We start from the raw sequence: 24,325 nt of genomic DNA, 5'->3' as shown, positions 1-24,325 counted from the left end.
GGTCGCGGCTCTGACACCGCCGACGGGATGCCGCGGCGACCTGCTCAGAGCAGGCGCCGCTGCGAGGCCCACACCGTCAGCTCGTGCCGTGACGACAGCTGAAGCTTTCGCAGCACCGCCGAGACGTGCGTCTCGACCGTCTTGATCGAGATGAACAGCGCGCTCGCGACTTCCTTGTACGCGTAGCCGCGGGCAATGAGGCGCATCACCTCCTGCTCGCGGGCCGAGAGGCGATCGAGCTCGTCGTCGACGGCGGCGGTCTCACCCGCGACCGCGCCGAACGCATCGAGCACGAACCCCGCCAGGCGCGGCGAGAACACGGCGTCCCCCTCGGCGACGGCGTGGGCTGCTCGACTCACTTCCGCACCCGACGAACCCTTGGTGATGTAGCCGCGGGCGCCCGCGCGGATCACGCGCACGACGTCCTCGGCCGCGTCCGACACGCTCAGCGCCAGGAACCGGGTCGGCGCGGCGGCGGCGGCGCGGATGACCTCTTCGCCGCCGGTGGCATCGTCGCCCTGCCCGCCCGGCAGATGCACATCGAGCAGAACCACGTCCGGCCGCGTCTGGGTGATGACGGCGATCGCGGTGGGCACATCAGCTGCCTCCCCGACGACCACGACGGTGTCGTCGAGGTCGCTGCGCAGACCCGAGCGAAAGATCGAATGGTCGTCGACGATGACAACGCGGATGCCGTCAGCCACGACCGTTCCCCTCGGCGCTCGCCGACCGCAGATGGACATCGGTGCCCTCCGGTCCCGACGTCACCGTCGCGGTGCCCCCGAGGCGCCGCATCCTCCCGATGATCGACTGCCGCACGCCGAGCCGGTCGTCAGCGACCTCGTCGAGGGCGAAACCCGGTCCTCGGTCGCGGACGAAGACGTCGACGCCGTCGGCTCGCCCTTCGATGTACACCGAGACGTCGCCGCCGGCATGGCGTGCCGCATTGAGCATGGCCTCTCGCCCGGCGGCCGCGATCTCGCCGCTGGCGCGCTCGCTCGAGACCCCGACGGTGACGACGTCGATACGCACCGGGTAGTCGAGCTCGAGTGCCGCGGCATAGTCGCGAAGGTCAGTCGCCAGGTCGCTGTCGGCCGGCTGATCGCCGTCGTACAGCCAGGCCCGCAGCTCCCGTTCCTGTGCGCGGGCGAGCCGCGCGACATCGCTCGATGCGCCGCCCCGGTTCTGGATCAGGGCGAGGGTCTGCAGGACGGAATCATGCAGGTGCGCGGCCATCGCGGCGCGCTGCTCCTCGCGGATGCGTCGGTCGCGCTCACCGCTCAGCTCGCGCCACTTCTCAACGAGGTTCGACGACAGCATCGCGGCGAGCGCGACCAGGGGCACCACGATCAGCAGAGCATCCGCCGCCGCGCCGTCGCGAAGGGCGAGGATGGTCACTGCGCACACGGCGAGCAGGATGATCACGACCGCGGTTCGGACGATCACCGCGTGCCCCGGTCCGCGGAGGGGGTCGCGGCGATCGATCAGCGTCGCCCATGACCCCGCGGTCGCCGCTGCCGCCGATGCGGCGACGACGGCGGCGGCGAGGTCCGAACTCGCACGCGAGCCGACGACGGCGAGCGCGGTCAGCGGCAGCAGGGCGATCGCGGCGGCGCACGTGAGAATCCAGGCGATCGGCGCCGAACTCGTGGTCGGCGCGTCTCCGGCGGCGCGAGGCGCGAAGGCCCAGCACCAGGCGTAGAAGAGGATGCCGGCACCTCCGCACAGCGCGAGGGTGACGAACAGCGCGCGCACGGCGCTCACGGGGGCACCGAGGTGACGGGCGAGTCCTTCGGCGACGCCGGCGACGACGCCCTCGCGAGGACGCCCGAGCGACGGCCGGGCCGGCGGCACCGGACGGGGCGCGGGCGCGGTGCGCGCGGCATCCGAGGCGGCGGCGGGCGTCATACGGCCCATCAAACCACCCGCGGCCACGGCCGTCGTCACTCCGGCGGCGCAGATCAGGGCCGTCTCAGGGGTTCCCCCCATAGTCGGCGCGGCTGCCGCGCCGCGAAGATCGATGCATGACCACCCCGCCCGTGGATCCGCCACCGCCCGCCGCGTCGACGCCATCTCCTCCCCTCGACACCGACCCCACCGGCGCCACCCCGGCCGCCGCGCCCACCGACACCGGCCGCGACAGCCGGAACACCGGCGACCGCTTCTTCTCGTGGACCGCGGGGCTGGGGCTGGTCCGCAGCGACGGGTGGATCGGCGGGGTCGCGGCGGGAATCGCGGCGCGCCTGCGGATCGATCCGCTGATCGTCCGCGGCATCCTGGTCGTGGTCGCTCTCTTCGGGTTCCCGGTGATCTTCCTCTACGCGCTCGCCTGGGCGCTCCTGCCCGACCTCGACGGTCGGATTCTGCTGCGCGACGCTCTGCGTCGTCGGTTCGAGCCGGCTCAGGTCGGGATCGTCGGGCTGCTGATCCTCGGGCTCATTCCGCTCGGACCGGGAGTCGTCTTCGTCGGCGGGATCCCGCAATGGATGCTGAGCCCCGGGCTCGGGGGATGGTCTGCCCTGTCCGCTCTCCTGGTGGCCGTCGGCCTCGTCCTCACCGGAGCACTCCTGTTCATCATCGTGCGCGCCGCGCGTCACTCCGCGCGCTCCGCGTCTCCGGCACCGCCGCAGCAGAGGGCTTCCGCTGCGGATGCGTCGCCGGATGCGTCCGCCGTGGCCACCGGTTCGGGTCCGGTCGCCCCCGCGGACCCGCAGGGGACGGATGCCGCCGGCTTCGCGGCATCCTCCCCTGCCCTCTCTCCCGACGACGATGCGTACGCCGCGTGGCGAGAGCAGCACGCCGCGTGGAAGATGCAGGACGACGCATGGCGCCGGCAGCAGCAGGATGTCGATCGCGTCGTCCGCGAGCAGGCGCGCCGGGAGCGGCAGGAGCGCGCCACCGTGTTCGCTGCCGAAGCCGCGGAGCGCCGTCGCCGGCGGCGTCTGAATTCTCCGCGCACGCCGCTCGCGTTCGTCGGCGTCGCCCTCGGCGTCGCCGTGATCGCGGGCACCGCCACCGCGATTGCTCAGCGCGATGCCCTCGGCGCGGCGCGCGGGCTGTTCGTCGCGGCGGTCGTGCTCGGCCTGTCGATGGTGGTGGCCGGTGTGCTGCGCCGCCGCAGCGGCTTCCTCGCCTTTGCGACCGTCGTGACGCTGCTCGGCGCGGGCGCGGCGACGGCGATACCGATCGCTCAGACGCTTCACATCGGAAGCTATTGGATCGCCGTGGGCGATGCGTCGCAGCCGGGCACCTCCGCATCAGACCCCTTCGTCCAGACGTGGGGCGACCTCGTCATCGTCGCTCCAGACAACGGTGTGGACGGTTCGGTCTACGTGGAGAAGACGTCGGGTAACACGCAGATCATGGCGGAGCCGCTTGACGGATCCGTCCGAATGGAGATCGAGATCACCACGCGAGACGCCGCGGTCGATCGGGTCCGCCTCACGGATGCCGACGGCACGTCGTACGCGCGCCTCTCCGACGACCCCGACGTCACGAGCACTCGTCTCGCTGACGGGCGGATCCGTCTGACGACGACGGTGGGCGGCGCGAACGCCCGGACTCACCACCGCATCGTCATCGAGCAGGACAGCGGCTTCATCTCTGTCATGCAGTCATCACCCGCAACGACGACAGGAGGCTCCCGATGAGCGATTCCGCACCAGGCTCTGACGTGTTCCCGGCATCCGCTGCCGACGCTCTCGCGCCCGACGCGCCCGACGCGCCCGAGGCCCGGCCGGGCCCGCGCATCCGGTGGGCAGGGATCGTCTGGGGGCTCGTCTTCGCCGCAGCCGCCGCGGTCGGCGCCGTAATGACGTGGACGCCTCGCGCGCTCGACGACCTGGCGACGATCGTCCCTCAGCTGACCGGAGCCACATTGGCGGCCGCCACGCTCATGGCGCTCGGCACACTCGCGTTGATCTGCGGACTCGTAGGGCTGCTGCGTCACGCGCAGAGCGCGGCGGCTCGGCGTCGCGCGTAGCCCCGCGCGGCCGGGGAGAATGGACGCATGCGCACGATCCTCAACATCGTCTGGATCATCTTCGCCGGGTTCTGGCTGTTCGTCGGCTACGTGGTCGCAGGTGTCGTGCTGTGCATCCCGATCATCACGATCCCCTGGGCGATCGCCTCGTTCCGCACCGCCGGCTACGTCATCTGGCCGTTCGGACGCACGATCGTGCCGAAGCCGACGGCGGGCGTGGGCTCGTTCCTCGGCAACGTCGTCTGGGTGATCCTGGCGGGCTGGTGGCTCGCGCTCGGGCACCTCGTCAGCGGCATCGCGCTGTGCATCACGATCATCGGCATCCCGATGGCGATCGCCGACTTCAAGATGATCCCCATCTCTCTCATGCCGCTCGGCAAGGACATCGTGTCGACCCGCCAGAGTGCGTTCGACCGGACGCTGTGACCCCGACGCTCGCCCGTGTCACGCGCGGACACATATCGCAACCACAGGTCACACACCTGTCCCCGGCGGTCGGGGCGGGTTAGCGTGGGAGCGTCCCCTCACCGGGGCATCGCGGCGATCCGGGCGGACCCGGGCACCGGCTCATAACCGGGTGCGTTGCGGGTTCGACTCCCGCCGTCGCGTCGACGTCGGACTTCCCCGTTCTCCCCGCGCATTCGCAGGCGCAGGGCCTACCCTCGCTTCATCCGGCACACCGCATCCGTCGGCGCGAGGAGGCCCCCATGCGCAGAACCCCGATCCTGACTGCGATCGCCCTGGCGGCGCTCGCGCTCACCTCGTGCAGCTCCGGCAGCACCGATCCCGCACCCGAACTGTCGGGCGTCTCCCCATCCACCCGCCCGCCGCTGCAGACGACGACGCCCGGCCCCATCGGCCCGAGCGGACCGGCGATCGCCGTACCTCAGAGCCGCTGGGACGCGCTCGTCGCCGACCTCACGAAGCGGGGCGTGACCGGCACCCCGCAGCTCGTATCCTCCGAGGCGGTGACGTTCAACGACGGCTCGCTCGGGTGCCCGTCGCCCGGCCAGAGCTACACGCAGGCGCAGATCGACGGCATGCGCGTCGTCGTCTCGGTCGACGGCAAGACCTACGACTACCGGTTCGGCCAGGGCGCCGAACCGAAGCTCTGCGGCGTCTGACCCGCGCCGCCCGCGCGACAGCGCGAGCACAGGAAGAGGGGGTGGATGCCGCGGCATCCACCCCCTCTTCCGTCTCGCCGGGGCTACTTCTTCAGCGGCAGCAGCAGCGCCTCATCGGCGCCGGACGCGTTGTCCATCACGACCACCATCGAGCCGAGCGGCTTCTGCGCCTCGATCTGCTTCGCGTTGAAGCCGACCTCGACGCTCGCCGAACCGCGCTGCGGCACCGTGACGAACTGACCGTTGGTGATCGCCGGCGCGGTCGGGTCATACGTCGCCCACCCGTCCACCGCATCCGACGCATCGTTGGACGCGAAGGTCTGGGCCGTGTACGAGAACGCCCCGGTGATGCCCAGATCGCTCGCCCGCACCGGCATCAGCAGGGTGCTGCTGTCGGTCGGCGCCTGCGTGAGGAAGCCCGCGGCGGCCGTCTCCTTCGTCTTGGCGTTGACGATGAATACCTCGGACAGGCCGTTGGTGTCGCCGTTGCGGACCCCGCCCGAGTCGGCCGACAGGACGATCCAGTCGGGGGTGCCGTCGCGATCACTGTCGATCACGATGTCGTACTCGTTCGCGGCCGCGTTCGACCAGCGGTGGTGCATGTTCATCGCGAACACCATCAGCGTGTCGTCGCCGTCGGGGAAGGACTGCACCCCGACCGCACGGATGTCGTACCCGGTGTCGGCCAAGGTCTTGCTGGCGTCCTGCGGGTCGGACAGACCCCACGTGTACACGTCGGCACCGGCCGGCAGGGCGCCGGCGAGGTTGCGCAGCGTCAGCTTCTTGGTGCCGTCGGCGACCTTCTGCTTGCCGCTGAACCACGGGCCGTTCATCGTCGCGCGCACCGTGCTGTCGGCGCGCGGCACGAGCAGGTAGGGAACGCGCAGCGTGGAGTCGGACGACGTGAGCACGATGTCACCGGAGATCTCGGAGAACGCGAACTGGTCGTCGGCGCCCACCGAGCTCGGCACGTCCTTCGCCGCGGCGGCGACGATGAGCAGCACCTTCGCCGACCCACCCGCCGGCACGGTGATGGAACGGTTCGAGAGCAGGATGCGTGCCTTCTTCGACTGCGCCGACGGGGTCGTCGACACGTCGTAGCGCACGGCGGTCGGCCCGTCGTTGCGCACCGTCACGGTCTTCACTCCGCCGAAGCCGAGCGCCGACTCCTGGAAGCCGAAGCTGAGCGCCGACTCGCGCGCCCAGCCGCTCTCGGTGCGGAACGCGTCGCCCGTCGCGGTCACCGTCGTCGCCACCGCCTGCGCAGCGTCGACGAGACCCACGCCGCCGAGCGTCAGGCTCTGACCGGCGACCTTGTCGGGGTCGGCGGTGGACACCACGGATGCCGCGATCTGCGGAGCCGTCCACGACGGGTGCGCCTCGGCGGACAGCGCCGCCACACCCGCCACGTGCGGAGCGGCCATCGAGGTGCCCGACAGGATCGCCGCACCGTTGCCCGAGCCCACCGCGGCGGACGAGATCGACACGCCGGGGGCGGCGACATCCGGACTGATGGCACTGTCGCCCGAGCGTGGACCCGACGAGCTGAACGACGCGTAGCCGCGGAAGCCCGGGTTGGCGATCTGCGTGGCGACGAGGCTCGCCGTGGCGCCGGCGACGAACGCGGGACCGCTCGACGAGCGCACGCCGAGGAACGGGATCGTCAGGTTGAACGGCTCACCGGTGTCGGCGTTGGCCGTCACGACGCCTTCGAACGGGGGCAGGTCATCGGTGTTGTTCACCATGACCACCGCAGCCGCTCCCGCCTGCTGGCCGTAGATGGCCTTGGCGACACGGGCGCACGATCCGCGGTCGACGACCGCGATCTGGTTGCCGCCGGGCACGACGCCCGCGGCGGTGAACGCCGCCGGCGAGCATCCGAGCGCGTTGTCGCCGGCGAGGCGCACGACCGTCAGATCGCCGATCCCGTCGAGGGAGGCGCCGTTCGCGTTGATCGCCTCGACGGGGGTGCCGCCGACCGTGATCGTCGCGCCCGGGAACCCCTCGGCGCTGTCGACGGCCGACACGGAGATCACACCGTCGCCGGTTCCCGGCGAGCCGGTGAGGTACGGGTTGTGGCCCGCGTTGCCGGACGAGGCGACCACGACGACGCCGGCACCGACCGCGTTGGCGGCGGCCACGGCATCCGGGTCGTCGGCGCGTCCGAACGACGAGCCGAGCGACATGTTCACGACGTCCATGCCGTGATCGACGGCCCAGTCCAGGGCGGGCACGACCACATCGGTCGATCCTTCGCACCCGAAGACCCGCACGGCGTACAGGTCGACCTGCGGGGCGACGCCCGGGCCGACGCGGAACGGGTTCGACGGCGTCGTCGAGTCGTACGGACCGCGGTAGGTGGTGCCGTCGGCGAGCACACCCGAACCGCCCGCGGTGCCGGCGACGTGCGAGCCGTGGCCGTTGCAGTCGAGCGGGTTGTCGTCGGGGTGCGGCACCGGCTGGTAGGAGGCGCTGTTCGGGTCGGCGTTGTAGTCGTCGCCGACGAGATCGATGCCGCCCTTGACGCGCGGAGCGTCGGGGCCGTACATCGTCGGGTCGGCGGGCTGGGCGGAACTCGCCTTCGCCGCATCGAACGCCGCCACGGTGCCCGGTCCGCCGAAGGTGGCGTGGGTGTAGTCGATGCCGGTGTCGATGATGGCGACCTTGACGTTCTGTCCCGTGTAACCGGTGCTCTCCCACACCTGCGGAACGTCGAGGAAGGGCACCGAGACCGCGTTGTCGACGGTGTATTTGCGCACGGGGTGGATGGCGACGACGTTCGGCAGCGCGGCGATCGTCTCGAGCTCGCCAGCCGGCACCTTCGCCTGCACACCGTTGTAGGCCGACTGCATCTCGGCCTGCACCGAGCCGCCCTTGTCCTCGATCGCCGAGGTCACCGGCTCCTGCGCATCCTTGAGACGACTCTTCACGTCTCCGCGCTCGCCCTCACTGAGTTCGCGGCCCTGCTCGGCTTCGACGACGGCGACCGGGTCGCCCGTCATCTCGACCACGACGCTCACGAGTCCGTCGGCGTCGATGGCCGCCGAGGTGAACGACGTCGAGATCTTTCCGGCGGATGCCGCGGCGAGGAACCGCGACGACGGGTCTGCATCGTCGGGGGTCGCGGCGAACGCGGCCGTGGAGGGAAGCAGCAGTGCTATCGCACCTGCCGTGGCGAGGATGCGTCGTTGCCGTGGTGGTTGCAAGGGAAGACCGCCTTTCGTGCAGGGGGGTGTGCCACGTCGGGGGTAGGACGTGGCTGTATGGAGGCTATGCATCCCCTGCACGAGGCGAAAGGCGGATGAGAGGATCCTCATCCGAGTTCATCCGAAGGTCTATGCGATGCGTGTTCCCGGGGGCAGCGAACGCGCCGGCGTGCGGGTTCGCGCCCAGGCGCCCCACAGCAGCAGGCCCGCCAGCAGCACCTGGACGGCGAGGCCCACGAACCAGCTCGGGACGGTCTCGTCGATGATCTCGCGCGGGGTGGGCTGCGTCGAGTCGAGGTGCACTCCCGGCGCACAGTCGTCCCAGCGCTGCTCGAGCGACGGAGGCAGCTGCGCCGAACGAACCGACAGCTTCAGCGAGCCGAAGAGGTCGTCGGGGTAGCCGTACTCGCTGAACCGGGTGGGCGTGGCGTCGCCGAGGATCACGAAGGGGTTGGCCGACAGCAGCCACCACACGTAGTCGAAGCGCGGCGCCCGGTAGGTGCCGGTCTGCCACTCGCCGCAGACGAACTTCTCCGGCGCATCGCCGCAGAAGCGGGCACCGTCCTGGCACAGCGGCGCCCCATCGGGACCGGATTCGTAGGAGCGGGTGATCGAGGTGCCTTCGCTGGAGACCGCGGCGCCGATCAGCCCGAAACCCAGCGGCGTTCCGACGGTGAGCGCCGCGACGACGAGGTAGGTCGTGGCGACCGAGAACAGCGGACGCGCGAGCAGGCCCGACAGCGCCACGCCGATCGCGGCGACGACACCGGTCTCGACCACGAGCACGACGAGCGAGATGACCACGGTGAGCGGATCGACGCCGCCCGCGAAGGTGGCGATCACCAGGAACGGCGCCGCCACGGCGGCGAAGGCCAGTCCGGTGATCCAGCCGGCGACGAACTTGCCGAGGAGGATCTCCCCCGTCGTCACGAGCGTCACCTGCACGGGTGCGAGTGTCGCGGCATCCCGGTCGCCGTTGATGCTGTTGCCGCTGAGGGTGGGTGAGACCAGCAGCACAAGCAGCAGCGTGACGCAGACGACGACGGAGTAGATGCCGGGGCCGCTCTGCCCCCAGCCGCCATAGGCCAGGTAGGCCAGAGCGGTCACGCCGACGAGCAGCAGCGCGAAGACGCCGAGCAGCACGTACCACGACACGGTGCGCACCCGCTGGAGCAGCTCGAGGCGGGCGATCGTCCACAGACGCGCGGCGTTCATGAGCGTTCTCCCCGGAGGTCGAGGAACGTGTGTTCCAGAAGTCCCGTCGCCGCCGCGAACTCCGCGACCGGCAGGCCGGCCCCGACGAGGGCGGCGAGAGCGGATGCCGCGTCGTCATCGCTCGCGAACGAGACCAGCAGGTCGCGCCGATCGATCGGGACGAGGGCGGCGTCCAGGCCCAGTGTCTGGGCGACCGGCAGCGCCGCCGCCGTCGCATCACGGTCGGCGAGGCGGATGCGCCACGTCCGCAGGCGTGTCGCCGCCGCCGCGACCCGCTCACTGCTCACCGTGGTGCCGTCGACGAGGAACACCGCCTCGTCGACGACTTCCTCGAGCTCGGAGAGGATGTGACTGGAGATGAGGATGGTGCGCCCCTCGGCGGCGAGGCGGCGCAGCAGCACGCGCAGGTCGATGCGCGCCTGCGGATCCAGGCCCGAGGCCGGCTCATCCAGCAGCAGTACGCGGGGATCGTGCACGAGGGCGCGCGCGAGACCGAGGCGCTGCTTCTGTCCCCGCGACAGCACGCGTGCCGGCGCATCGGACAGCGTCCCGAGCCCCACCTCGTCGAGCAGCCGTGCGGCGCCCGCCCGGGCGGCCTCGGCATCCAAGCCGTAGAGGCGGCCGGTCATGACGAGCGTCTCGCGGGCGGTGAGGGTCGGCCATGCGCCGAGGGCGTCGGGCATCCAGCCGAGCAGCGCGCGGGCGGCGGCGGGCTCGGCGAGGGGGTCGACGCCGCCGATGCGGATGGTGCCCGCGTCGGGGGCGAGGAGCGAGGCCAGCATGAGCATGAGCGTGGTCTTGCCCGAGCCGTTCGGTCCGACGAGGCCGGTGACGGCGCCCGCCCGCGCCTCCAACGAGACATCGCGCACGGCATGCACGTGTCCGAACGAGCGGCGCACTCCGGTGACGACGATGCCGGGGAGGGTCATGCCCTCACCCTATGCGAGAGCTGTGCCGGGGCTGCGAAGCGCACGGTGAACACTCAGCGGCCGTGGTGAGGGCTGGTCAGCGGAAGAACGCCACCCCGAGGTCGGCGTGATCGACGAAGACGCCGTCGAGGCCGGCATCCCGAATCACGCCCCACTCGGCGGCGTAATCGCCGAAGGCAGCGTCGTCGCCTCCGCGGCGGAAGGCGGGCGTCAGGAACGCGTTCTCGGGACGACACGTCCACGTGAACACCGCGAGCCCCTCCGCGTGGGCGTCGGCGACCAGCTCGGCCCCCCGCAGCGCCGGACTCAGCAGCATCGCCTTGTCGACGCTGATGCCGTCCACCTCGTCCGCCAGCCGCGCCAGCCCGTCGGCGCTGACCTGGTCGCGATACGGCGTTGCCGCCGCGCCGTGGGTCGCGACGAGATCGAACGGCGCGCCGTCGGCCTCGACGAGGTAGACGTATGTCGCGCGGATGCCGCGGGCACGCAGCTCGCGCAGCACGGCGAGCTCGAACGACTCCACGAACAGCGAGCGCGCTCCCTCCGCCCACCCCGCGGCGCGCAGTTCCGCGGCGATGAGCGCCGCGACATCGAACCCCCGCGACCCGAAGTAGGTGGCGTGCTTGATCTCCAGGACGATGCCGATGTCGCGCCCCTGCTGATGTGAGGCCGCCGCGACGAGATCGAGCAGGTCGCGCAGGCGCAGCGGCGGCTCCGTGTCGTCGAAGGCCGCGCTGCCGCGGCGCAGGTGCGACAGCCGTTCGCGACAGCGCAGCGTCGACAGCTCCGCCCAGGTGAAGTCCTCCGTGAACCAGCCCGTCTGCGGCACACCGTCGACCGGCTTGGTCGTGCGGCGGTCCGCGAACTCGCAGCGCTCGGCGACGTCGGTCGTCCCCGAGATCTCGTTCTCATGCCGGACGACGGCCACCGCGTCCTTCGTGAAGACGACATCCGGTTCGACGGCATCCACTCCCATCGCCAGCGCCAGCTCGTAGGAGGAGCGGGTGTGCTCGGGGCGGTATCCGGGGGCACCACGGTGACCGATCACCAACGGGCGGGCACGAGGCATGGCTCCAGGCTACCGATCGAGGTTCGTCTGAGCGGCTTCACAGCAGCGACACAGCCGGCGCCCGACGATGCGGCACGACCGTCCGATAGCCTGTTATCCACAGCACCGCGCTGTGCACCCGACCGGTGCACCCTAGGGAGTGGAAAGAGACCATGGCCTCCGGCAACTTCGCCTTCAACAACCCCGCCTTCCAAGAGCAGCGTCCCGGCCTCACGCCGCCCGCCGCGCCGCAGCCCGGCGCCTCGACCGGCTACGCCGCGACGTCGCACCAGGTGACGGATGCCGCGGTGAACGCCCAGCTCGAGGGCGCTTTCGCCGCCCCCGCCGCCGCGTCGCACCAGACCGGCCGCATGACCGTCGAGGACACCGTCGCCAAGACGGTGGGCCTGTTCGCGATCCTCCTCGTCACGGCCGTCATCGGCTGGGTGTGGACGCTGGGCGGCGCCTTCTCGCCCACCGACGTCGCACGTTCCTCGCAGATCACGATCGTGCCGTGGATCATCGGCATGCTCGGCGGCTTCGTGCTGGCGATGGTCGTCTCGTTCACGTCGCGCAAGAAGATCCGCCCCGCGCTGATCTTCGGCTACGCGGCCTTCGAGGGCCTGTTCGTCGGCGGCATCTCGGCCTACTTCGAGTTCATCTGGCCCGGCATCGTCATGCAGGCCACGATCGCCACCTTCGCCGTCGTCGGTGTGACCCTCGCCCTGTTCGCGAGCGGCAAGGTGCGCGCGAGCGCGCGCGCCAACAAGATCTTCCTGATCGCGATGGTCGGCTATCTCGTCTTCGGCCTCATCAACCTGGTGCTGATGTGGACGGGAATCGCGCCCGGCGCCTTCGGCCTGTACAGCGCGAAGATCGCCGGCATTCCGATCGGCCTGATCATCGGTGTGCTCGTGGTCATCATGGCCGCCTACTCGCTCGTGCAGGACTTCGACCAGATCCAGCAGGGCGTCCGCAACGGCGCGCCCCGCGAGTTCGGCTGGCTCGGCGGCTTCGGCATCATGGTGACGGTCGTCTGGCTCTACATCGAGATCCTGCGCATGATCGCGATCCTGCGCGGCAACAACTAGCGCGCGACGCATCCGCGCACGAAGGCCCGTCCGGCTCGCGCCGGGCGGGCCTTTCGCATGCCTCGGCATCCCGCGGGCCCGGCTTCCCGACCCCGCCCCCGACCCCGCCCCCGGCCGTTCCGTACTCAGTCTGCGCGCGGCGGCATCTCGGTGTCGGCCGCGCCACCACCCGGGAGCGGTGTCGCAGCAACTCCGCCGAGACTGAATACGGAACATCGCGCCCCGGTGTCATGGGCCGGCGATGCACCCCGCAATGACGGATGCCGGGACCCGGGGCAGTCCCCGCGATCCCGGCATCCGGTCAGATCACTCCCACTCGATGGTCCCCGGGGGCTTCGACGTGACGTCGAGCACGACCCGGTTGACCTCGCGGACCTCGTTGGTGATGCGGTTGCTGATCTTGGACAGCACGTCGTAGGGCAGGCGCGTCCAGTCGGCGGTCATGGCGTCTTCGCTGGAGACGGGGCGCAGCACGATCGGGTGCCCGTAGGTGCGGCCGTCGCCCTGCACGCCCACCGAGCGCACGTCGGCCAGCAGCACGACCGGGCACTGCCAGATCTCGCCGTCGAGGCCCGCCTTCGTCAGCTCCTCACGGGCGATGGCGTCGGCGTCACGCAGGATCTCGAGACGGTCAGCGGTGACCTCGCCCACGATGCGGATGCCGAGGCCGGGCCCCGGAAAGGGCTGACGTCCCACGATCGCTTCGGGAAGCCCGAGCTCGCGGCCGATGGCGCGCACCTCGTCCTTGAAGAGGGTACGCAACGGCTCGACGAGCTCGAACTGCAGGTCCTCCGGCAGGCCGCCGACGTTGTGGTGGCTCTTGATGTTGGCCGTGCCCGCTCCGCCGCCGGATTCGACCACGTCGGGGTAGAGGGTGCCCTGCACGAGGAAGCGGATCGGCTCGCCCTCGGCCGCCGCTTCGGCGACCAGGTCGGCCTGCACCTTCTCGAAGGCGCGGATGAACTCGCGGCCGATGATCTTTCGCTTCTGCTCGGGGTCGCTGACACCGGCCAGCGCGTTCAGGAACGTGTCGCGCGCGTCGACGGTGATCAGGCGCACACCGGTGGAGGCCACGTAGTCGTTCTCGACCTGTTCGCGCTCGCCCTTGCGCAGCAGCCCGTGGTCGACGAACACGGCGACGAGCTGGTCGCCGACGGCCTTGTGCACGAGCGCCGTCGAGACGGCCGAGTCGACCCCGCCCGACAGCGCGGACAGCACGCGACCGGTGCCGACCTGTGCGCGGATGCGATCGACCTGCTCGGCGATGACGTTGCCGCTGTTCCAATCGGCCGCGAGGCCGGCCGCCTTGTGGAGGAAGTTGGTCAGGACGTCCTGGCCGTAGTCGGAGTGCTTGACCTCGGGGTGCCACTGCACACCGTAGAAGCACTTCTCGGCGTTGCCGAACGCCGCCACCGGTGTCGCGGCCGTCGAGGCGAGCACCTCGAAGCCGGCCGGCGCCGTGGCAACCTGGTCGCCGTGGCTCATCCAGACGTTCTGCTCGGCCGGTTGACCGCCGAGGAGCACTCCGCCGTCGTTCACGACGACGGCATCCGTCGCGCCGTACTCGCGCAGGCCCGTGTTGGCGACCTCGCCGCCGAGCTGCTGGGCCATCACCTGGAAGCCGTAGCAGATGCCGAGCGTCGGCACGCCGAGCTGCAGCACGCCGGGATCGAGCGAGGGCGCCCCGGGCTCGTAGACCGACGACGGCCCACCGGACAGGATGATCGCGACGGGGTTCTTGGCCTCCACCTCGGCCGCGGTGACGGTGTGCGGCACGAGCTCGCTGTACACACCCGCCTCGCGCACCCGACGCGCGATGAGCTGCGCGTACTGGGCTCCGAAGTCGACGACGAGGACGGGACGCTGAGCGGTCTCGGTCTGGGTGGTCACCGGCTGCCTTCCGTGGCGGGGATCGAGGCGGAGGATTCGTCGGCTTCGCGCTGGGCGAGGTAGGCCCGCACCTCGCGCGCGACGCGCGCCTCCATGAAGAACGACAGCAGCGGCACGATGCCGCCGAGTGCGAGCACGATGAAGCGCACGAAACCCCAGCGCATGAGGCTCCAGACGCGGAAGCACGCGAAGAGGTAGACGACGTAGAACCACCCGTGCGCGATGAGGATGCCGGTGGAGAGGTTGATCGCTCCGCCGGTGAGGTCGGCGCCGCCGTCGAGGGCTACGGGGTGCAGCCACAGCGCTCCCCCGGACCCGCCCGCGAACAGCTCGTAGCCGAACGCGTACTTCACGATCATCTCGGCGCACAGCGACAGCAGCATCACACCCGTGATCACCGAGGCGATCTGGTAGAACCTGAGCGCCCCGCGGATCGCCGGAAAACTGGCGAGTTTGGGCTGAGGCATGCCGTCAAGTCTAGTCGGCGTGCGCGGCCGCTCCGGCGGCCTGCGCCTCCTCCAGCGCCTCGACCTCCTTCTCCCACGCGTCGCGTGCGAGCCGGTACCACATGTAGAACGCGAAGCCCGCGAAGATGGCCCATTCGACGGCGTAGAAGATGTTCAGCCAGTTGACGCTGGAGCCCTCCGCCGGCGCCGGCGAGTCGATCGCGACGAGCCCGCCCACGAGGGGTTCGCCGGCGTCGGCGACGAGGTACGAGCGGTACACCGACAGCTCCTCGGTGTCATGCCACCAGCTCAGCAGCGCGGCCGGCGACATCCGCGTCATCTCGGTGTCCGCGGCCCCGCGCGGGGGCGCGACGGGCCCCTCGTCGGCGATGAGCCGCCCCGTGAGGGTGAGCGCGCCGCCCGGGTCAGCGTTGAGGGTGGATGCCGCGGCATCCGCGACCGCACGGTCGGCGCTCCAGCCGACGGCGACGGCCAGGGAGGTCGGCGTCGCCGCGTCGGTGCGCAGCTGCCCGGTGACCCAGTACCCCTGCTGACCGTCGTTGAAGCGCGAGGAGACCACGAGGAAATCGCCGGGGACGAACGATCCGGCGACCTCGACGCGCTGACCGACGAGCGGCTCGGGCAGGTAGGCGCCGGGCGCGGTCACGTCGGCGATCGGGCGCACCTGTTCGGTGGCGCCGGGCGCCGGCGGCGAGGTGTCGATGGCGCGGCCCAGCTGCCACTGGCCGAGCCAGGCGAACACCGCCGCGACGACGAGGGCGAACACGAGCATGCCGAGCCACCAGGGGCGCAGCATGACCTCGCGCAGCGTCGGCGGGAACGGCTCCGCGGTCATCGACCTGCCATGTAGGGCGCGACGACGACCTCGACGCGCTGGAACTCCTTGAGGTCGGAGTACCCGGTGGTGGCCATCGACTTCTTCAGCGCGCCGATGAGGTTCGCGGTGCCGTCGGCGACCGGGGCGGGGCCGTAGAGGATCTCCTCCAGCGGCGCGACCTGCCCGACCTCGACGCGCTTGCCGCGCGGCAGCTTCGGGTGGTGCGCCTCGGGGCCCCAGTGGTAACCGCGGCCGGGCGCGTCGGTCGCGCGCGCGAGCGCGACGCCGAGCATGACGGCATCCGCGCCCATCGCCAGCGCCTTGACGATGTCGCCCGACGTGCCGACACCGCCGTCGGCGATGACGTGCACGTAGCGGCCGCCCGACTCGTCGAGGTAGTCGCGGCGCGCGCCGGCGACATCGGCGACGGCCGTCGCCATCGGTGCATGGATGCCGAGGGTCGCGCGGGTGGTCGAGGCCGCTCCGCCGCCGAAGCCGACGAGCACTCCGGCCGCGCCGGTGCGCATGAGATGCAGCGCCGCGGTGTAGGTGGAGGCGCCGCCGACGATGACGGGCACGTCGAGGTCGTAGATGAACTTCTTGAGGTTCAGCGGCGCGTCGACGCTGGAGACGTGCTCGGCCGACACCGTGGTCCCGCGGATGACGAAGAGGTCGACGCCGGCGGCGACGACGGTCTCGTACAGCTCCTGCGTGCGCTGCGGGGTGAGCGATCCGGCGACCGTGACCCCCGCCTCGCGGACCTCGGCGAGGCGGTCCCGCACCAGCTCGGGCTTGATCGGCTCGGTGTACAGCTCCTGCATGCGGCGCGTCGCCTCGGATGCCGGCAGCGACGCGATCTCGGCGAGCAGCGGCTCGGGGTCGTCGTAGCGTGTCCACACGCCCTCGAGGTCGAGCACGCCCAGCCCGCCGAGCTGGCCGAGCATGACGGCGGTGCGCGGACTCATGACGGAGTCCATCGGCGCGCCCAGCACCGGGATCTCGAAGCCGAAGGCATCGATCGACCAGGCGGTCGACACGTCTTCGGGGTTGCGGGTGCGCCGCGAAGGCACGACCGCGATGTCGTCGAACGCGTAGGCACGGCGGGCGCGCTTGGCGCGGCCGAGCTCGATCTCCATGGTCACCCCCTCAGCCTACTCGCGGTGCCCGCCCTCACCCCGCGACGCCCACACGGCAGGATGGGAGCACCGGGAGAAGGGATGCCATGTCGGAACGCATCATCGTCGTGGGCGGCGGGGTCATGGGACTCGCGACGGCGTGGCAGCTCGTGCGCCGCGGCGAGCGCCCGATCGTGCTGGAGCGGTTCGCCCGCGGCCACCACGAGGGCGCCTCGCACGGCGAGACCCGCAACTTCAACAATGCGTACGGCGACGCCCACTACCTCGACCTGCTGGTCCGCGCGCGCGAAGGCTGGGATGCGCTCGGCGAGGTGGAGGGCGAACCTCTGCTGCGGTTGCACGGCCTCGTCTCGCACGGGTCGGGACTCGCGCTCGGCAGTGCGACGGCGCGCGATCTGCCGGCGATCGCGGGCGAGCTGGGTGCCCGCGGCATCCCGGCGGAGATCCTCGACGGCGCCGCGGCCGGCCGGCGCTGGCCGGGGATGCGCTTCGAGGAGACCGTCCTGTTCTCCCCCGACGCCGGCGTCGCCCGGGCGGCGGCGACCCTGCGCGAGCTCGAGCGTCGCATCGCCGGCGGGGGCGGCGAGGTGCGGTGGAACACGCGGGTGCGCGCGGTCGCAGCCGATGCCGACGGCGCGACCGTGGTGACAGATGCCGAGACGCTGCGCGCCGACACGGTCGTCGTGACCGTCGGCGCCTGGACCTCCGGACTGCTCGCGGACCTCGGCATCCCTCTTCCGCCGCTGCGGGTGACGGAGGAGACCCCGGCGCATTTCACGGCGACCATCGCAGGGCCCTGGCCATCGTTCAACCACTTCGTCGCTCCGGGCTCGCAGCCGGCGAACGTCTACGGCATGCCGACACCGGGCGAGGGCGTGAAGGTCGGCTTCCACGGCATCGGCGACGAGATCGATCCCGACCGGCGCCCGCACCTCCCGGTGCTCCAGCGCGAGCTGCGCGACTACGTCCGCGAGTGGTTTCCCGGCCTCGACGCCGACACGGCCGTCCCGATCTCCTGCACCTATACGACGACGCCGACCGAGGCGTTCGTGCTCGACCGGGTCGGACCGGTGGTGGTGGGCGCCGGATTCTCGGGGCAGGGCTTCAAGTTCGCCCCGGGCGTGGGCGCCACCCTCGCCGATCTGGTGCTCGATGCCGACGCCCGCGCCGCGGAGCCGTTCCGCCTGCCGCGCGGGTGACCGGTCGCTCGGGTACGCCGCGCGGGTGCGGCGCTACCGCGCCCGCGCCACCCGCGTCTCATCCCAGACCGGCTCATCGGACTCGACGACCCGACCGTCCGCACCGAAGACCAGGAAGCGATCGAAGGAACGCGCGAACCAGCGATCGTGCGTGACCGCCAGCACCGTGCCCTCGAACCGGCCGAGCGCCTCTTCGAGCGCTTCCGCCGAGACGAGGTCGAGGTTGTCGGTGGGCTCGTCCAGCAGCAGCAGCGTCGCGCCCGACAGCTCCAGCAGCAGCACCTGGAAGCGCGCCTGCTGCCCGCCCGACAGGCTGTCGAAGCTCTGCTCCGCCTGACGGAGCAGGCCGTAGCGGTCGAGCGCCGAGCTGGCGGCATCCCGCGGCATCCCGGCGCGGCGGTCGTCGCCACGGTGGAGGATGTCGAGCAGCGAACGCCCCGCGTACTCGGGATGGCGGTGCGTCTGAGCGAACCACCCGGGCCGCACACGGGCGCCGAGCACCGCGCGCCCGCTGTGGGCGACCGGCTCGAGCGCGACGCCGAGCTCGGTGACGTGCCCGAGGAGGGCGTCGGGGTCGGTGCCGCCGCGAGCCAGCAGCCGCAGAAAGTGCGACTTGCCCGATCCGTTCGAGCCCAGCACGGCGATGCGATCGCCGAACCAGACCTCCAGATCGAACGGCTTCATCAGGCCGGTCAGCTCCAGGCGTTCCGCGACGACGGCGCGCTTGCCGGTGCGCGCGCCGCGCAGGCGCAGGTCGAGGTTCTGCGCGGGGGGACGTTCCTCGGGCGGGCCGGCGTCTTCGAAACGACGAAGCCGGGTCTGGGCGGCACGGTAACGGGAGGCGAACTCGTCACTGGCGGCCGCCTTCGCCTTCATGTCGGCGACGAACCGCTGCAGTTTGAGGTGCTGCTCATCCCACCGGCGGCGCAGCTCGTCGAGTCGAGCCATCCGGTCTTCGCGCGCGGCGTGGTAGCCGTCGAAGCCGCCGCCGGGCACCCAGGCGCTGCTGCCGGCGCCGCCCGGCTCCAGCGTCACGATGCGGTCGGCGGCACGCGCCAGCAGCTCGCGGTCGTGGGAGACGAGCAGCACGGTCTTCGGCGTCTCGCGCAGACGCTCCTCGAGCCAGCGCTTTCCGGGCACATCGAGGTAGTTGTCGGGTTCGTCGAGCAGCAGCACCTCGTCCGGCCCGCGCAGCAGGGCTTCGAGTGCGAGACGCTTCTGCTCACCGCCCGAGAGGGTGGTCAGCTCGCGGAAGCGGGCACGGGCGAAGGGGATGCCGAGAGCCGCGATCGTGCAGGTGTCCCAGACGGTCTCGTACTCGTAGCCGCCCGCCTCGGCGTAATCCGCCAGCGCGCTCGCGTACCGCATCTGCGTGTCGAGGTCGTCGCGGTCGATGATGGCGGCCTCGGCATCCTCGAGCTCGCGTGCTGCCGTGCCCACGCGCGCCGGGGCGACCGAGACCAGGAGGTCGTGGATGGACTGCTCCGCCGTGCCGTGACCGACGAACTGGTCCATGACACCCAGTCCGCCGTCGATCGTGACGACGCCCGACGGCGGGGCGAGCTCACCGCGGACGAGACGCAGGAGCGTGGTCTTGCCGGCCCCGTTGGGGCCGATGAGGGCCGTCGTCTTGCCGTCGGCGACCCGGAACGTCACCTCGTCGAGCAGGGGGCGCCCGTCTGGCAGCACGAAGGAGACGGCGGCGATGTCGATGTAGCCCACAGCGGGTCCTTCCGCCCTCGCCGCGGCGGGCGCAGAGCCGACCAGCCTCACCGTTCTCGCCTCGACCGCGCGAACCGGGCCGACCGGCTCCGATGCGAGCCCGGTTCACGAACCCCGCAGAATGTGACGAACTCCGCACCAGATAACGCGAATGGATGCGGAGTTCGTGCGAATCTGCGGAGTTCGTGACACCACGGATGCCGCAGCCGAGCCGATCCCGGTGCCGCCGCTACCGAGCGGGCATGTCGTGCAGGCCCGCGGCCAGCGCCCGGCGAATCGCGCGCTCGACGGCGGCCGCGTCGTGCACGACCTGGGCGTAGGAGAAGCGGAGCACGGTATAACCGCGCACACGCAGCTCGACGTCGTGGGAGATGTCCTTCGACCGCTGCGTGGACGACGAGTGATGCGCCCAGCCGTCGATCTGGATGACGAGCCACTCGCCGACCAGGACGTCGACCGGTCTGCCCGCGAGGTACACCTGCTGGCGCACGCGGACCCGCAGCCGCCGCAACGGACGGCACACCAGCACCTCGAGACCGGAGTCGGCCAGCCCCGTGATCTCCGCGGCGAGCGCCGTCGCCGCACGTGACGGCCAGCGGATCGCGCGCAGCGCCTCCGGCGCCAGGCGCTCGACGCCGGCGGCCGACTCCCAGAGCACGATCGCCTGCTCCGGCGGCACGCACACGGCGATGTGTGCGAGCGCATCCTCGACGGTTGCCACGAGCGAACGTCCGAGAGGCGCGACCGGCTGTGTCCAGTGCGCGACGCCGTCCCAGGGGGCACGGGGCCCCGTCGACCCGGGCGGGAAATGCAGGTGCAGCTCGTTCGCGATACCCTCGGACATCCACCACCCCCGCTGACGCGCGAGCGTGGTGCAGGTCATCCTCCCGCCCCACCGTGCGGCCTCGCGCAGCTCGTTCGCCGCGTCGCGACCGACGAACCACGCACGGCGAAAGAGCTCTGCCGCTCCCGACCGCACCGCCGCGCGGAGCTGCTCGGCGCTGTACCCCTCACCCCGCAGCTGCTGACGGTGCTCCGCCGTGCCGCGGAGGCGGTCCGAGATGGGCACGAGCTGCATACCGGCATCCTGACCGGCTCTCGCGCCCGACCGGGCGCCGCGGGCTCCATCTGTTGCGAGAAGCCTCACGACGGCGGTTGGGGAGGAGTTCACGAACCCCGCAGAATGTGACGAACTCCGCACCCGATAACGCGAATGGATGCGGAGTTCGTGCGAATCTGCGGAGTTCGTGACACCACGGAGACGGATGCCGCGGACGCGGCGGGCCGCGCTCAGCGCTTGTAGTTGGGGGCCTCGACGACGATCTGCACGTCGTGGGGGTGGCTCTCCTTGAGCCCGGCCGCCGTGATGCGGACGAACTTGCCGCGAGCCTTGAGCTCCTCGATCGTGCGCGCACCGACGTAGAACATCGACTGGCGCAGGCCGCCGACGAGCTGGTAGGCCACCGCCGAGACGGGACCGCGGTACGCGACCTGACCCTCGATGCCCTCGGGGATCAGCTTGTCGTCGCTCGGGATATCAGCCTGGAAGTAGCGGTCCTTCGAGTACGACGTCTTCTTGCCGCGCGTCTGCATCGCCCCGAGCGAGCCCATGCCGCGGTACAGCTTGAACTGCTTGCCGCCCTGGAAGACGATCTCACCCGGCGACTCGTCGGTGCCGGCCAGGAGCGATCCCAGCATGACGGTGTCGGCGCCGGCGACGAGAGCCTTCGCGATGTCGCCGGAGTACTGCAGGCCGCCGTCGGCGATGACGGGGATGCCGGCCTCGCGCGCGGCCTGGTAAGCCTCCCAGATCGCGGTCACCTGAGGAACGCCCACGCCCGCGACGATGCGCGTCGTGCAGATCGAGCCCGGGCCGACGCCGACCTTGACGGCATCCACCCCGGCGTCGATGAGCGCCTGCGCACCCTCGCGGGTGGCGACGTTGCCGCCGATGACGTCGATGTGCGCGAACGACTCGTCGGCCTTCAGGCGACGGACCATGTCGATGACGCCCTGGGACTGCCCGTTGGCGGTGTCGACGACGATGACGTCGACACCCGCGTCGCGCAGGGCCTCGGCGCGCTCCCAGGCGTCGCCGAAGAAGCCGATCGCCGCGCCGACGCGCAGACGCCCCTGGTCGTCCTTCGTGGCGAGGGGGTACTTCTCGCTCTTGTCGAAGTCCTTGATCGTGATGAGACCGGCGAGCTTGCCGTCGTCGTCGATGAGCGGGAGCTTCTCGACGCGGTGCTGCGCGAACAGGGCGATGACCTCGTTGGCGCCGATGCCGACGCGCCCGGTCACGAGGCCCTCGCTCGTCATGACGTCACGCACCTTGGTCGTCTGGCGCTCGAAGCCCGAGACGAAGCGCATGTCGCGGTTGGTGATGATGCCGAGGAGGCGACCGTCCTCGTCCACGACGGGAAGGCCCGAGATGCGGTACTGGCCGCACAAGGTGTCGACCTCTTCGATCGTCGCGTCCGGAGTGGTCGTGATCGGGTCGGTGATCATGCCCGACTCGCTGCGCTTGACCTGGTCGACCATGGCGGCCTGCTCGGCGATGGCGAGGTTGCGGTGCAGGATGCCGAGTCCGCCCTCGCGGGCCATCGCGATGGCCATCCGCGCCTCGCTGACGGTGTCCATCGCCGCCGACAGCAGCGGGGTCGCGACCGTGATGCGGCGGGTGACACGCGACGACGTGTCGGCCTCGGAGGGGATGACGTCGGTGTGCCCGGGCAGCAGCAGCACGTCGTCATAGGTCAGTCCGACGAAACCGAACGGGTCGTTGTGCTCCACGTGCTCTCCTGTGTCTGGCATGTGCGTCGCGCGCGGCTCGCGTGTGTCTCGCGCGCGCGAAAGGCGGGTGTACCGATTGTAAGTCGCGGCGGCCTGCGCGCATTCCGCCGATACTCCCGGCTCATCCGGTTCCGCCGTGCACGTCACATCTCGATACGTGCACGTGAACGTTTCGCCTCTTGACGCGGGGCGGCATCTGAGGGAGCGTTTCTTCACGCGACGATGCGCACCCCGACGAAGCTCCGACGACGACGCGACGACGTCCTTGTGCGAAACACGCGCGACACATCCGGGTCGTAGCCTCGACCCACCAACGAGCGACCGTCCGGATGGCCGCCGTCGATTTCAGAGTGGAGTGCCATGCTCGTGTCCTCAGCGAGACTCGAGGTCCATCCGCGACGACGCGTCGCCCTCCTCGTCTCCCTTGTGTTCGCCGCGATCACGCTGCTGGCGGTGCTCCTGCCGGCGCAACCCGCCGCGGCCGCCTCGCCCTCGTGCTCGGCCGACGCGTCGACCGCATGCGTGCAGGGCACGATCCGCCAGAGCGACGGCTCACCCGCGGTGGGTGTGGGACTGACGATCTCCGGCCCCGGCGTCGGCGCCAGCCCGACCACGACGACCGACAGCGCCGGGCGGTGGGTGTTCGCCGTCACGAAGGACGGCACCTACACGGTGAAGGTGGATGCCGCGACTCTCGCCCAGGGCCAGTACCTCGACGGCGCCGACTCGCGCGAGGTCAGCGTGACGCTGCACTCCGACGTCTCGGCGATCTTCAAGCTCTCCGACAGCCCGGACGGCGCCGCCGCCAGCGCGAGCGCGTTCGACTGGCCGCGGTTCTGGCAGCAGGCGGTGCAGGGCATCCGACTGGGGCTGCTTCTGGCACTCGCTTCGCTGGGGCTGTCGCTCATCTTCGGTACCACCGGCCTCAGCAACTTCGCCCACGGCGAGCTCGTCACCATCGGCGGCGTGCTCGCCTGGTTCCTCACCTCGCTCACCGGCAACCTCTGGCTCGGTGGCGGCCTCGCCGTCGTCGTCATGGCGGCGCTGGGGTGGGTGCAGGATGCCGGGCTGTGGAAGCCGCTGCGCCGACGCCGGCTGAGTCTGACCCAGATGATGATCGTGTCGATCGGTCTGTCGATCGCCCTGCAGTACGTCGTGCAGCTGTGGATCGGCGCGGGAACGGTGCGCATCGACAAGTCGAACCCCACCACCGTGACCATCTTCGGCGTCACCCTGACCATCCAGTCGTACGTCGCGATGGGGATCGCGATCGTCGCCATCGCGGCTGTCGGGCTCGGCCTGATGTACACGCGCTTCGGTCGCGCCACCCGCGCGGTCTCCGACAACCCCGCGCTGGCCTCGGCATCCGGCATCGACGTCGACAAGGTCATCCGCGGCGTCTGGATCCTCGCCTCGGGCCTCGCGGGTCTCGCCGGCGTGCTGCTCGGCCTCGTGCTCAACGGCATCGGCTGGGAGACCGGCGGCCAACTGCTGCTGCTGCTGTTCGCCGCCGTCACCCTCGGCGGACTCGGCACCGCGTTCGGCGCGTTCGCCGGCGCGATGGTCATCGGCCTCATCGTCGAACTCACGAACATCTGGCTGCCGGGCGATCTGAAGTACGCCACGGCGCTCGCACTGCTCATCGTCATCCTGCTGTTCCGGCCGCAGGGCATCTTCGGCCGCGCCGAGCGAGTCGGCTAAGGAGA

20 protein-coding genes and 1 tRNA gene are annotated in these 24,325 nt (G+C 71.0%); 8 read left to right on the top strand and 13 right to left on the bottom strand.

Features of this window, described 5'->3' with window-relative positions; translation table 11 throughout:
• Positions 1–44 precede the first annotated feature (44 nt).
• Positions 45–743: a LuxR C-terminal-related transcriptional regulator gene (locus JOE53_RS01865; RefSeq protein ID WP_204946586.1), complete on the bottom strand. Its 699-nt coding sequence runs from the start codon at positions 741–743 to the stop codon at positions 45–47.
• On the bottom strand, positions 697–1,908 hold the full coding sequence (locus tag JOE53_RS01860; protein ID WP_204946585.1) for an ATP-binding protein: 1,212 nt from the start codon (positions 1,906–1,908) through the stop codon (positions 697–699). Before JOE53_RS01860 ends, JOE53_RS01865 begins: the two co-directional genes overlap by 47 nt.
• 116 nt (positions 1,909–2,024) lie before the next feature.
• Here JOE53_RS01860 and JOE53_RS01855 point away from each other — a divergent pair, with 116 nt between their 5' ends.
• From JOE53_RS01855 to JOE53_RS01835, 5 genes are all read left to right on the top strand, one after another.
• Complete coding sequence (locus tag JOE53_RS01855) at positions 2,025–3,650, top strand: PspC domain-containing protein (protein ID WP_204946584.1); 1,626 nt, start codon at positions 2,025–2,027, stop codon at positions 3,648–3,650.
• Entirely contained in the window at positions 3,647–3,982 is a 336-nt protein-coding gene (locus JOE53_RS01850; protein WP_204946583.1) for a hypothetical protein, read from the top strand. The genes JOE53_RS01855 and JOE53_RS01850 overlap by 4 nt, the downstream gene beginning before the upstream one ends.
• A 27-nt stretch (positions 3,983–4,009) precedes the next feature.
• Positions 4,010–4,408 (top strand): YccF domain-containing protein, encoded by a 399-nt coding sequence (locus JOE53_RS01845; protein WP_061682901.1) that lies wholly within the window; start codon positions 4,010–4,012, stop codon positions 4,406–4,408.
• 110 nt (positions 4,409–4,518) lie between these two features.
• Positions 4,519–4,591 (top strand) — tRNA-Met (locus JOE53_RS01840).
• A 98-nt stretch (positions 4,592–4,689) separates the two neighbouring features.
• Positions 4,690–5,106 carry a hypothetical protein gene (locus tag JOE53_RS01835; RefSeq protein WP_204946582.1) on the top strand — a complete coding sequence of 139 codons (417 nt, stop codon included), beginning with the start codon at positions 4,690–4,692 and terminating at the stop codon, positions 5,104–5,106.
• Between the two features lie 83 nt (positions 5,107–5,189).
• Here the strand turns inward: JOE53_RS01835 and JOE53_RS01830 are convergent, their stop codons facing one another.
• From JOE53_RS01830 to JOE53_RS01815, 4 genes are all read right to left on the bottom strand, one after another.
• The gene (locus JOE53_RS01830) at positions 5,190–8,312 is read right to left on the bottom strand and encodes a S8 family peptidase (protein WP_204946581.1); all 3,123 of its coding nucleotides are present in this window, start codon (positions 8,310–8,312) and stop codon (positions 5,190–5,192) included.
• A 129-nt stretch (positions 8,313–8,441) separates the two neighbouring features.
• On the bottom strand, positions 8,442–9,527 hold the full coding sequence (locus JOE53_RS01825) for an ABC transporter permease (protein ID WP_005050370.1): 1,086 nt from the start codon (positions 9,525–9,527) through the stop codon (positions 8,442–8,444).
• Complete coding sequence (locus JOE53_RS01820) at positions 9,524–10,456, bottom strand: ABC transporter ATP-binding protein (protein WP_204946580.1); 933 nt, start codon at positions 10,454–10,456, stop codon at positions 9,524–9,526. Before JOE53_RS01820 ends, JOE53_RS01825 begins: the two co-directional genes overlap by 4 nt.
• Positions 10,457–10,532: 76 nt before the next feature.
• The gene (locus JOE53_RS01815; protein ID WP_204946579.1) at positions 10,533–11,525 is read right to left on the bottom strand and encodes a glycerophosphodiester phosphodiesterase family protein; all 993 of its coding nucleotides are present in this window, start codon (positions 11,523–11,525) and stop codon (positions 10,533–10,535) included.
• 152 nt (positions 11,526–11,677) lie between these two features.
• On the opposite strand from JOE53_RS01815, the gene JOE53_RS01810 reads away from it, so the two are divergent.
• Entirely contained in the window at positions 11,678–12,595 is a 918-nt protein-coding gene (locus JOE53_RS01810) for a Bax inhibitor-1/YccA family protein (RefSeq protein ID WP_204946578.1), read from the top strand.
• 306 nt (positions 12,596–12,901) lie between these two features.
• Here the strand turns inward: JOE53_RS01810 and guaA are convergent, their stop codons facing one another.
• Genes guaA through JOE53_RS01790 form a run of 4 tightly spaced genes read right to left on the bottom strand, consistent with a single transcriptional unit; the run spans position 12,902 to position 16,905 of the window.
• Complete coding sequence (guaA, locus tag JOE53_RS01805; RefSeq protein WP_061682894.1) at positions 12,902–14,485, bottom strand: glutamine-hydrolyzing GMP synthase; 1,584 nt, start codon at positions 14,483–14,485, stop codon at positions 12,902–12,904.
• Positions 14,482–14,952 carry a DUF3817 domain-containing protein gene (locus tag JOE53_RS01800; RefSeq protein ID WP_036318291.1) on the bottom strand — a complete coding sequence of 157 codons (471 nt, stop codon included), beginning with the start codon at positions 14,950–14,952 and terminating at the stop codon, positions 14,482–14,484. Before JOE53_RS01800 ends, guaA begins: the two co-directional genes overlap by 4 nt.
• Positions 14,953–14,962: 10 nt before the next feature.
• Positions 14,963–15,787 (bottom strand): SURF1 family protein, encoded by an 825-nt coding sequence (locus JOE53_RS01795; RefSeq protein ID WP_112932471.1) that lies wholly within the window; start codon positions 15,785–15,787, stop codon positions 14,963–14,965.
• Positions 15,784–16,905, bottom strand: a complete 1,122-nt coding sequence (locus JOE53_RS01790) for a GuaB3 family IMP dehydrogenase-related protein (protein ID WP_036287715.1) — start codon at positions 16,903–16,905, stop codon at positions 15,784–15,786. Before JOE53_RS01790 ends, JOE53_RS01795 begins: the two co-directional genes overlap by 4 nt.
• 86 nt (positions 16,906–16,991) lie before the next feature.
• On the opposite strand from JOE53_RS01790, the gene JOE53_RS01785 reads away from it, so the two are divergent.
• A complete protein-coding gene (locus JOE53_RS01785) occupies positions 16,992–18,104 on the top strand; it encodes an FAD-dependent oxidoreductase (RefSeq protein ID WP_204946577.1) in 1,113 nt (370 codons plus the stop codon).
• A gap of 33 nt (positions 18,105–18,137) precedes the next feature.
• On the opposite strand, the gene JOE53_RS01780 is transcribed toward JOE53_RS01785, so the two are convergent.
• The 3 genes from JOE53_RS01780 to guaB all read right to left on the bottom strand — a co-directional run bounded on the left by JOE53_RS01780 (position 18,138) and on the right by guaB (position 22,619).
• Positions 18,138–19,826, bottom strand: a complete 1,689-nt coding sequence (locus tag JOE53_RS01780; RefSeq protein WP_204946576.1) for an ABC-F family ATP-binding cassette domain-containing protein — start codon at positions 19,824–19,826, stop codon at positions 18,138–18,140.
• 229 nt (positions 19,827–20,055) lie between these two features.
• Positions 20,056–20,904, bottom strand: a complete 849-nt coding sequence (locus JOE53_RS01775; RefSeq protein ID WP_204946575.1) for an endonuclease domain-containing protein — start codon at positions 20,902–20,904, stop codon at positions 20,056–20,058.
• Between the two features lie 212 nt (positions 20,905–21,116).
• Complete coding sequence (gene guaB, locus JOE53_RS01770) at positions 21,117–22,619, bottom strand: IMP dehydrogenase (protein WP_204946574.1); 1,503 nt, start codon at positions 22,617–22,619, stop codon at positions 21,117–21,119.
• Positions 22,620–22,979: 360 nt separating this feature from the next.
• On the opposite strand from guaB, the gene JOE53_RS01765 reads away from it, so the two are divergent.
• A complete protein-coding gene (locus tag JOE53_RS01765; protein ID WP_204946573.1) occupies positions 22,980–24,320 on the top strand; it encodes a branched-chain amino acid ABC transporter permease in 1,341 nt (446 codons plus the stop codon).
• Positions 24,321–24,325: the final 5 nt, after the last annotated feature.

The organism is Microbacterium laevaniformans, from assembly GCF_016907555.1.
GTDB classification, from domain to species: domain Bacteria; phylum Actinomycetota; class Actinomycetes; order Actinomycetales; family Microbacteriaceae; genus Microbacterium; species Microbacterium laevaniformans.
The sequence above is the reverse complement of the archived record's forward strand: the minus strand, read 5'-3'. Positions and strand labels throughout refer to the sequence as shown.

What these genes read in the sequence shown, in the direction of transcription:
- JOE53_RS01765 (WP_204946573.1), top strand. Translation starts at nt 22,980, where the DNA reads ATGCTCGTGTCCTCAGCGAGACTCGAGGTCCATCCGCGACGACGCGTC.
- JOE53_RS01845 (WP_061682901.1), top strand. Translation starts at nt 4,010, where the DNA reads ATGCGCACGATCCTCAACATCGTCTGGATCATCTTCGCCGGGTTCTGG.
- JOE53_RS01785 (WP_204946577.1), top strand. Translation starts at nt 16,992, where the DNA reads ATGTCGGAACGCATCATCGTCGTGGGCGGCGGGGTCATGGGACTCGCG.
- JOE53_RS01850 (WP_204946583.1), top strand. Translation starts at nt 3,647, where the DNA reads ATGAGCGATTCCGCACCAGGCTCTGACGTGTTCCCGGCATCCGCTGCC.
- JOE53_RS01865 (WP_204946586.1), bottom strand. Translation starts at nt 743, where the DNA reads ATGTCCATCTGCGGTCGGCGAGCGCCGAGGGGAACGGTCGTGGCTGAC.
- JOE53_RS01835 (WP_204946582.1), top strand. Translation starts at nt 4,690, where the DNA reads ATGCGCAGAACCCCGATCCTGACTGCGATCGCCCTGGCGGCGCTCGCG.
- JOE53_RS01810 (WP_204946578.1), top strand. Translation starts at nt 11,678, where the DNA reads ATGGCCTCCGGCAACTTCGCCTTCAACAACCCCGCCTTCCAAGAGCAG.
- JOE53_RS01795 (WP_112932471.1), bottom strand. Translation starts at nt 15,787, where the DNA reads ATGACCGCGGAGCCGTTCCCGCCGACGCTGCGCGAGGTCATGCTGCGC.
- JOE53_RS01860 (WP_204946585.1), bottom strand. Translation starts at nt 1,908, where the DNA reads ATGACGCCCGCCGCCGCCTCGGATGCCGCGCGCACCGCGCCCGCGCCC.
- JOE53_RS01825 (WP_005050370.1), bottom strand. Translation starts at nt 9,527, where the DNA reads ATGAACGCCGCGCGTCTGTGGACGATCGCCCGCCTCGAGCTGCTCCAG.
- JOE53_RS01775 (WP_204946575.1), bottom strand. Translation starts at nt 20,904, where the DNA reads ATGCAGCTCGTGCCCATCTCGGACCGCCTCCGCGGCACGGCGGAGCAC.
- JOE53_RS01815 (WP_204946579.1), bottom strand. Translation starts at nt 11,525, where the DNA reads ATGCCTCGTGCCCGCCCGTTGGTGATCGGTCACCGTGGTGCCCCCGGA.
- JOE53_RS01790 (WP_036287715.1), bottom strand. Translation starts at nt 16,905, where the DNA reads ATGGAGATCGAGCTCGGCCGCGCCAAGCGCGCCCGCCGTGCCTACGCG.
- JOE53_RS01820 (WP_204946580.1), bottom strand. Translation starts at nt 10,456, where the DNA reads ATGACCCTCCCCGGCATCGTCGTCACCGGAGTGCGCCGCTCGTTCGGA.
- JOE53_RS01800 (WP_036318291.1), bottom strand. Translation starts at nt 14,952, where the DNA reads ATGCCTCAGCCCAAACTCGCCAGTTTTCCGGCGATCCGCGGGGCGCTC.
- JOE53_RS01855 (WP_204946584.1), top strand. Translation starts at nt 2,025, where the DNA reads ATGACCACCCCGCCCGTGGATCCGCCACCGCCCGCCGCGTCGACGCCA.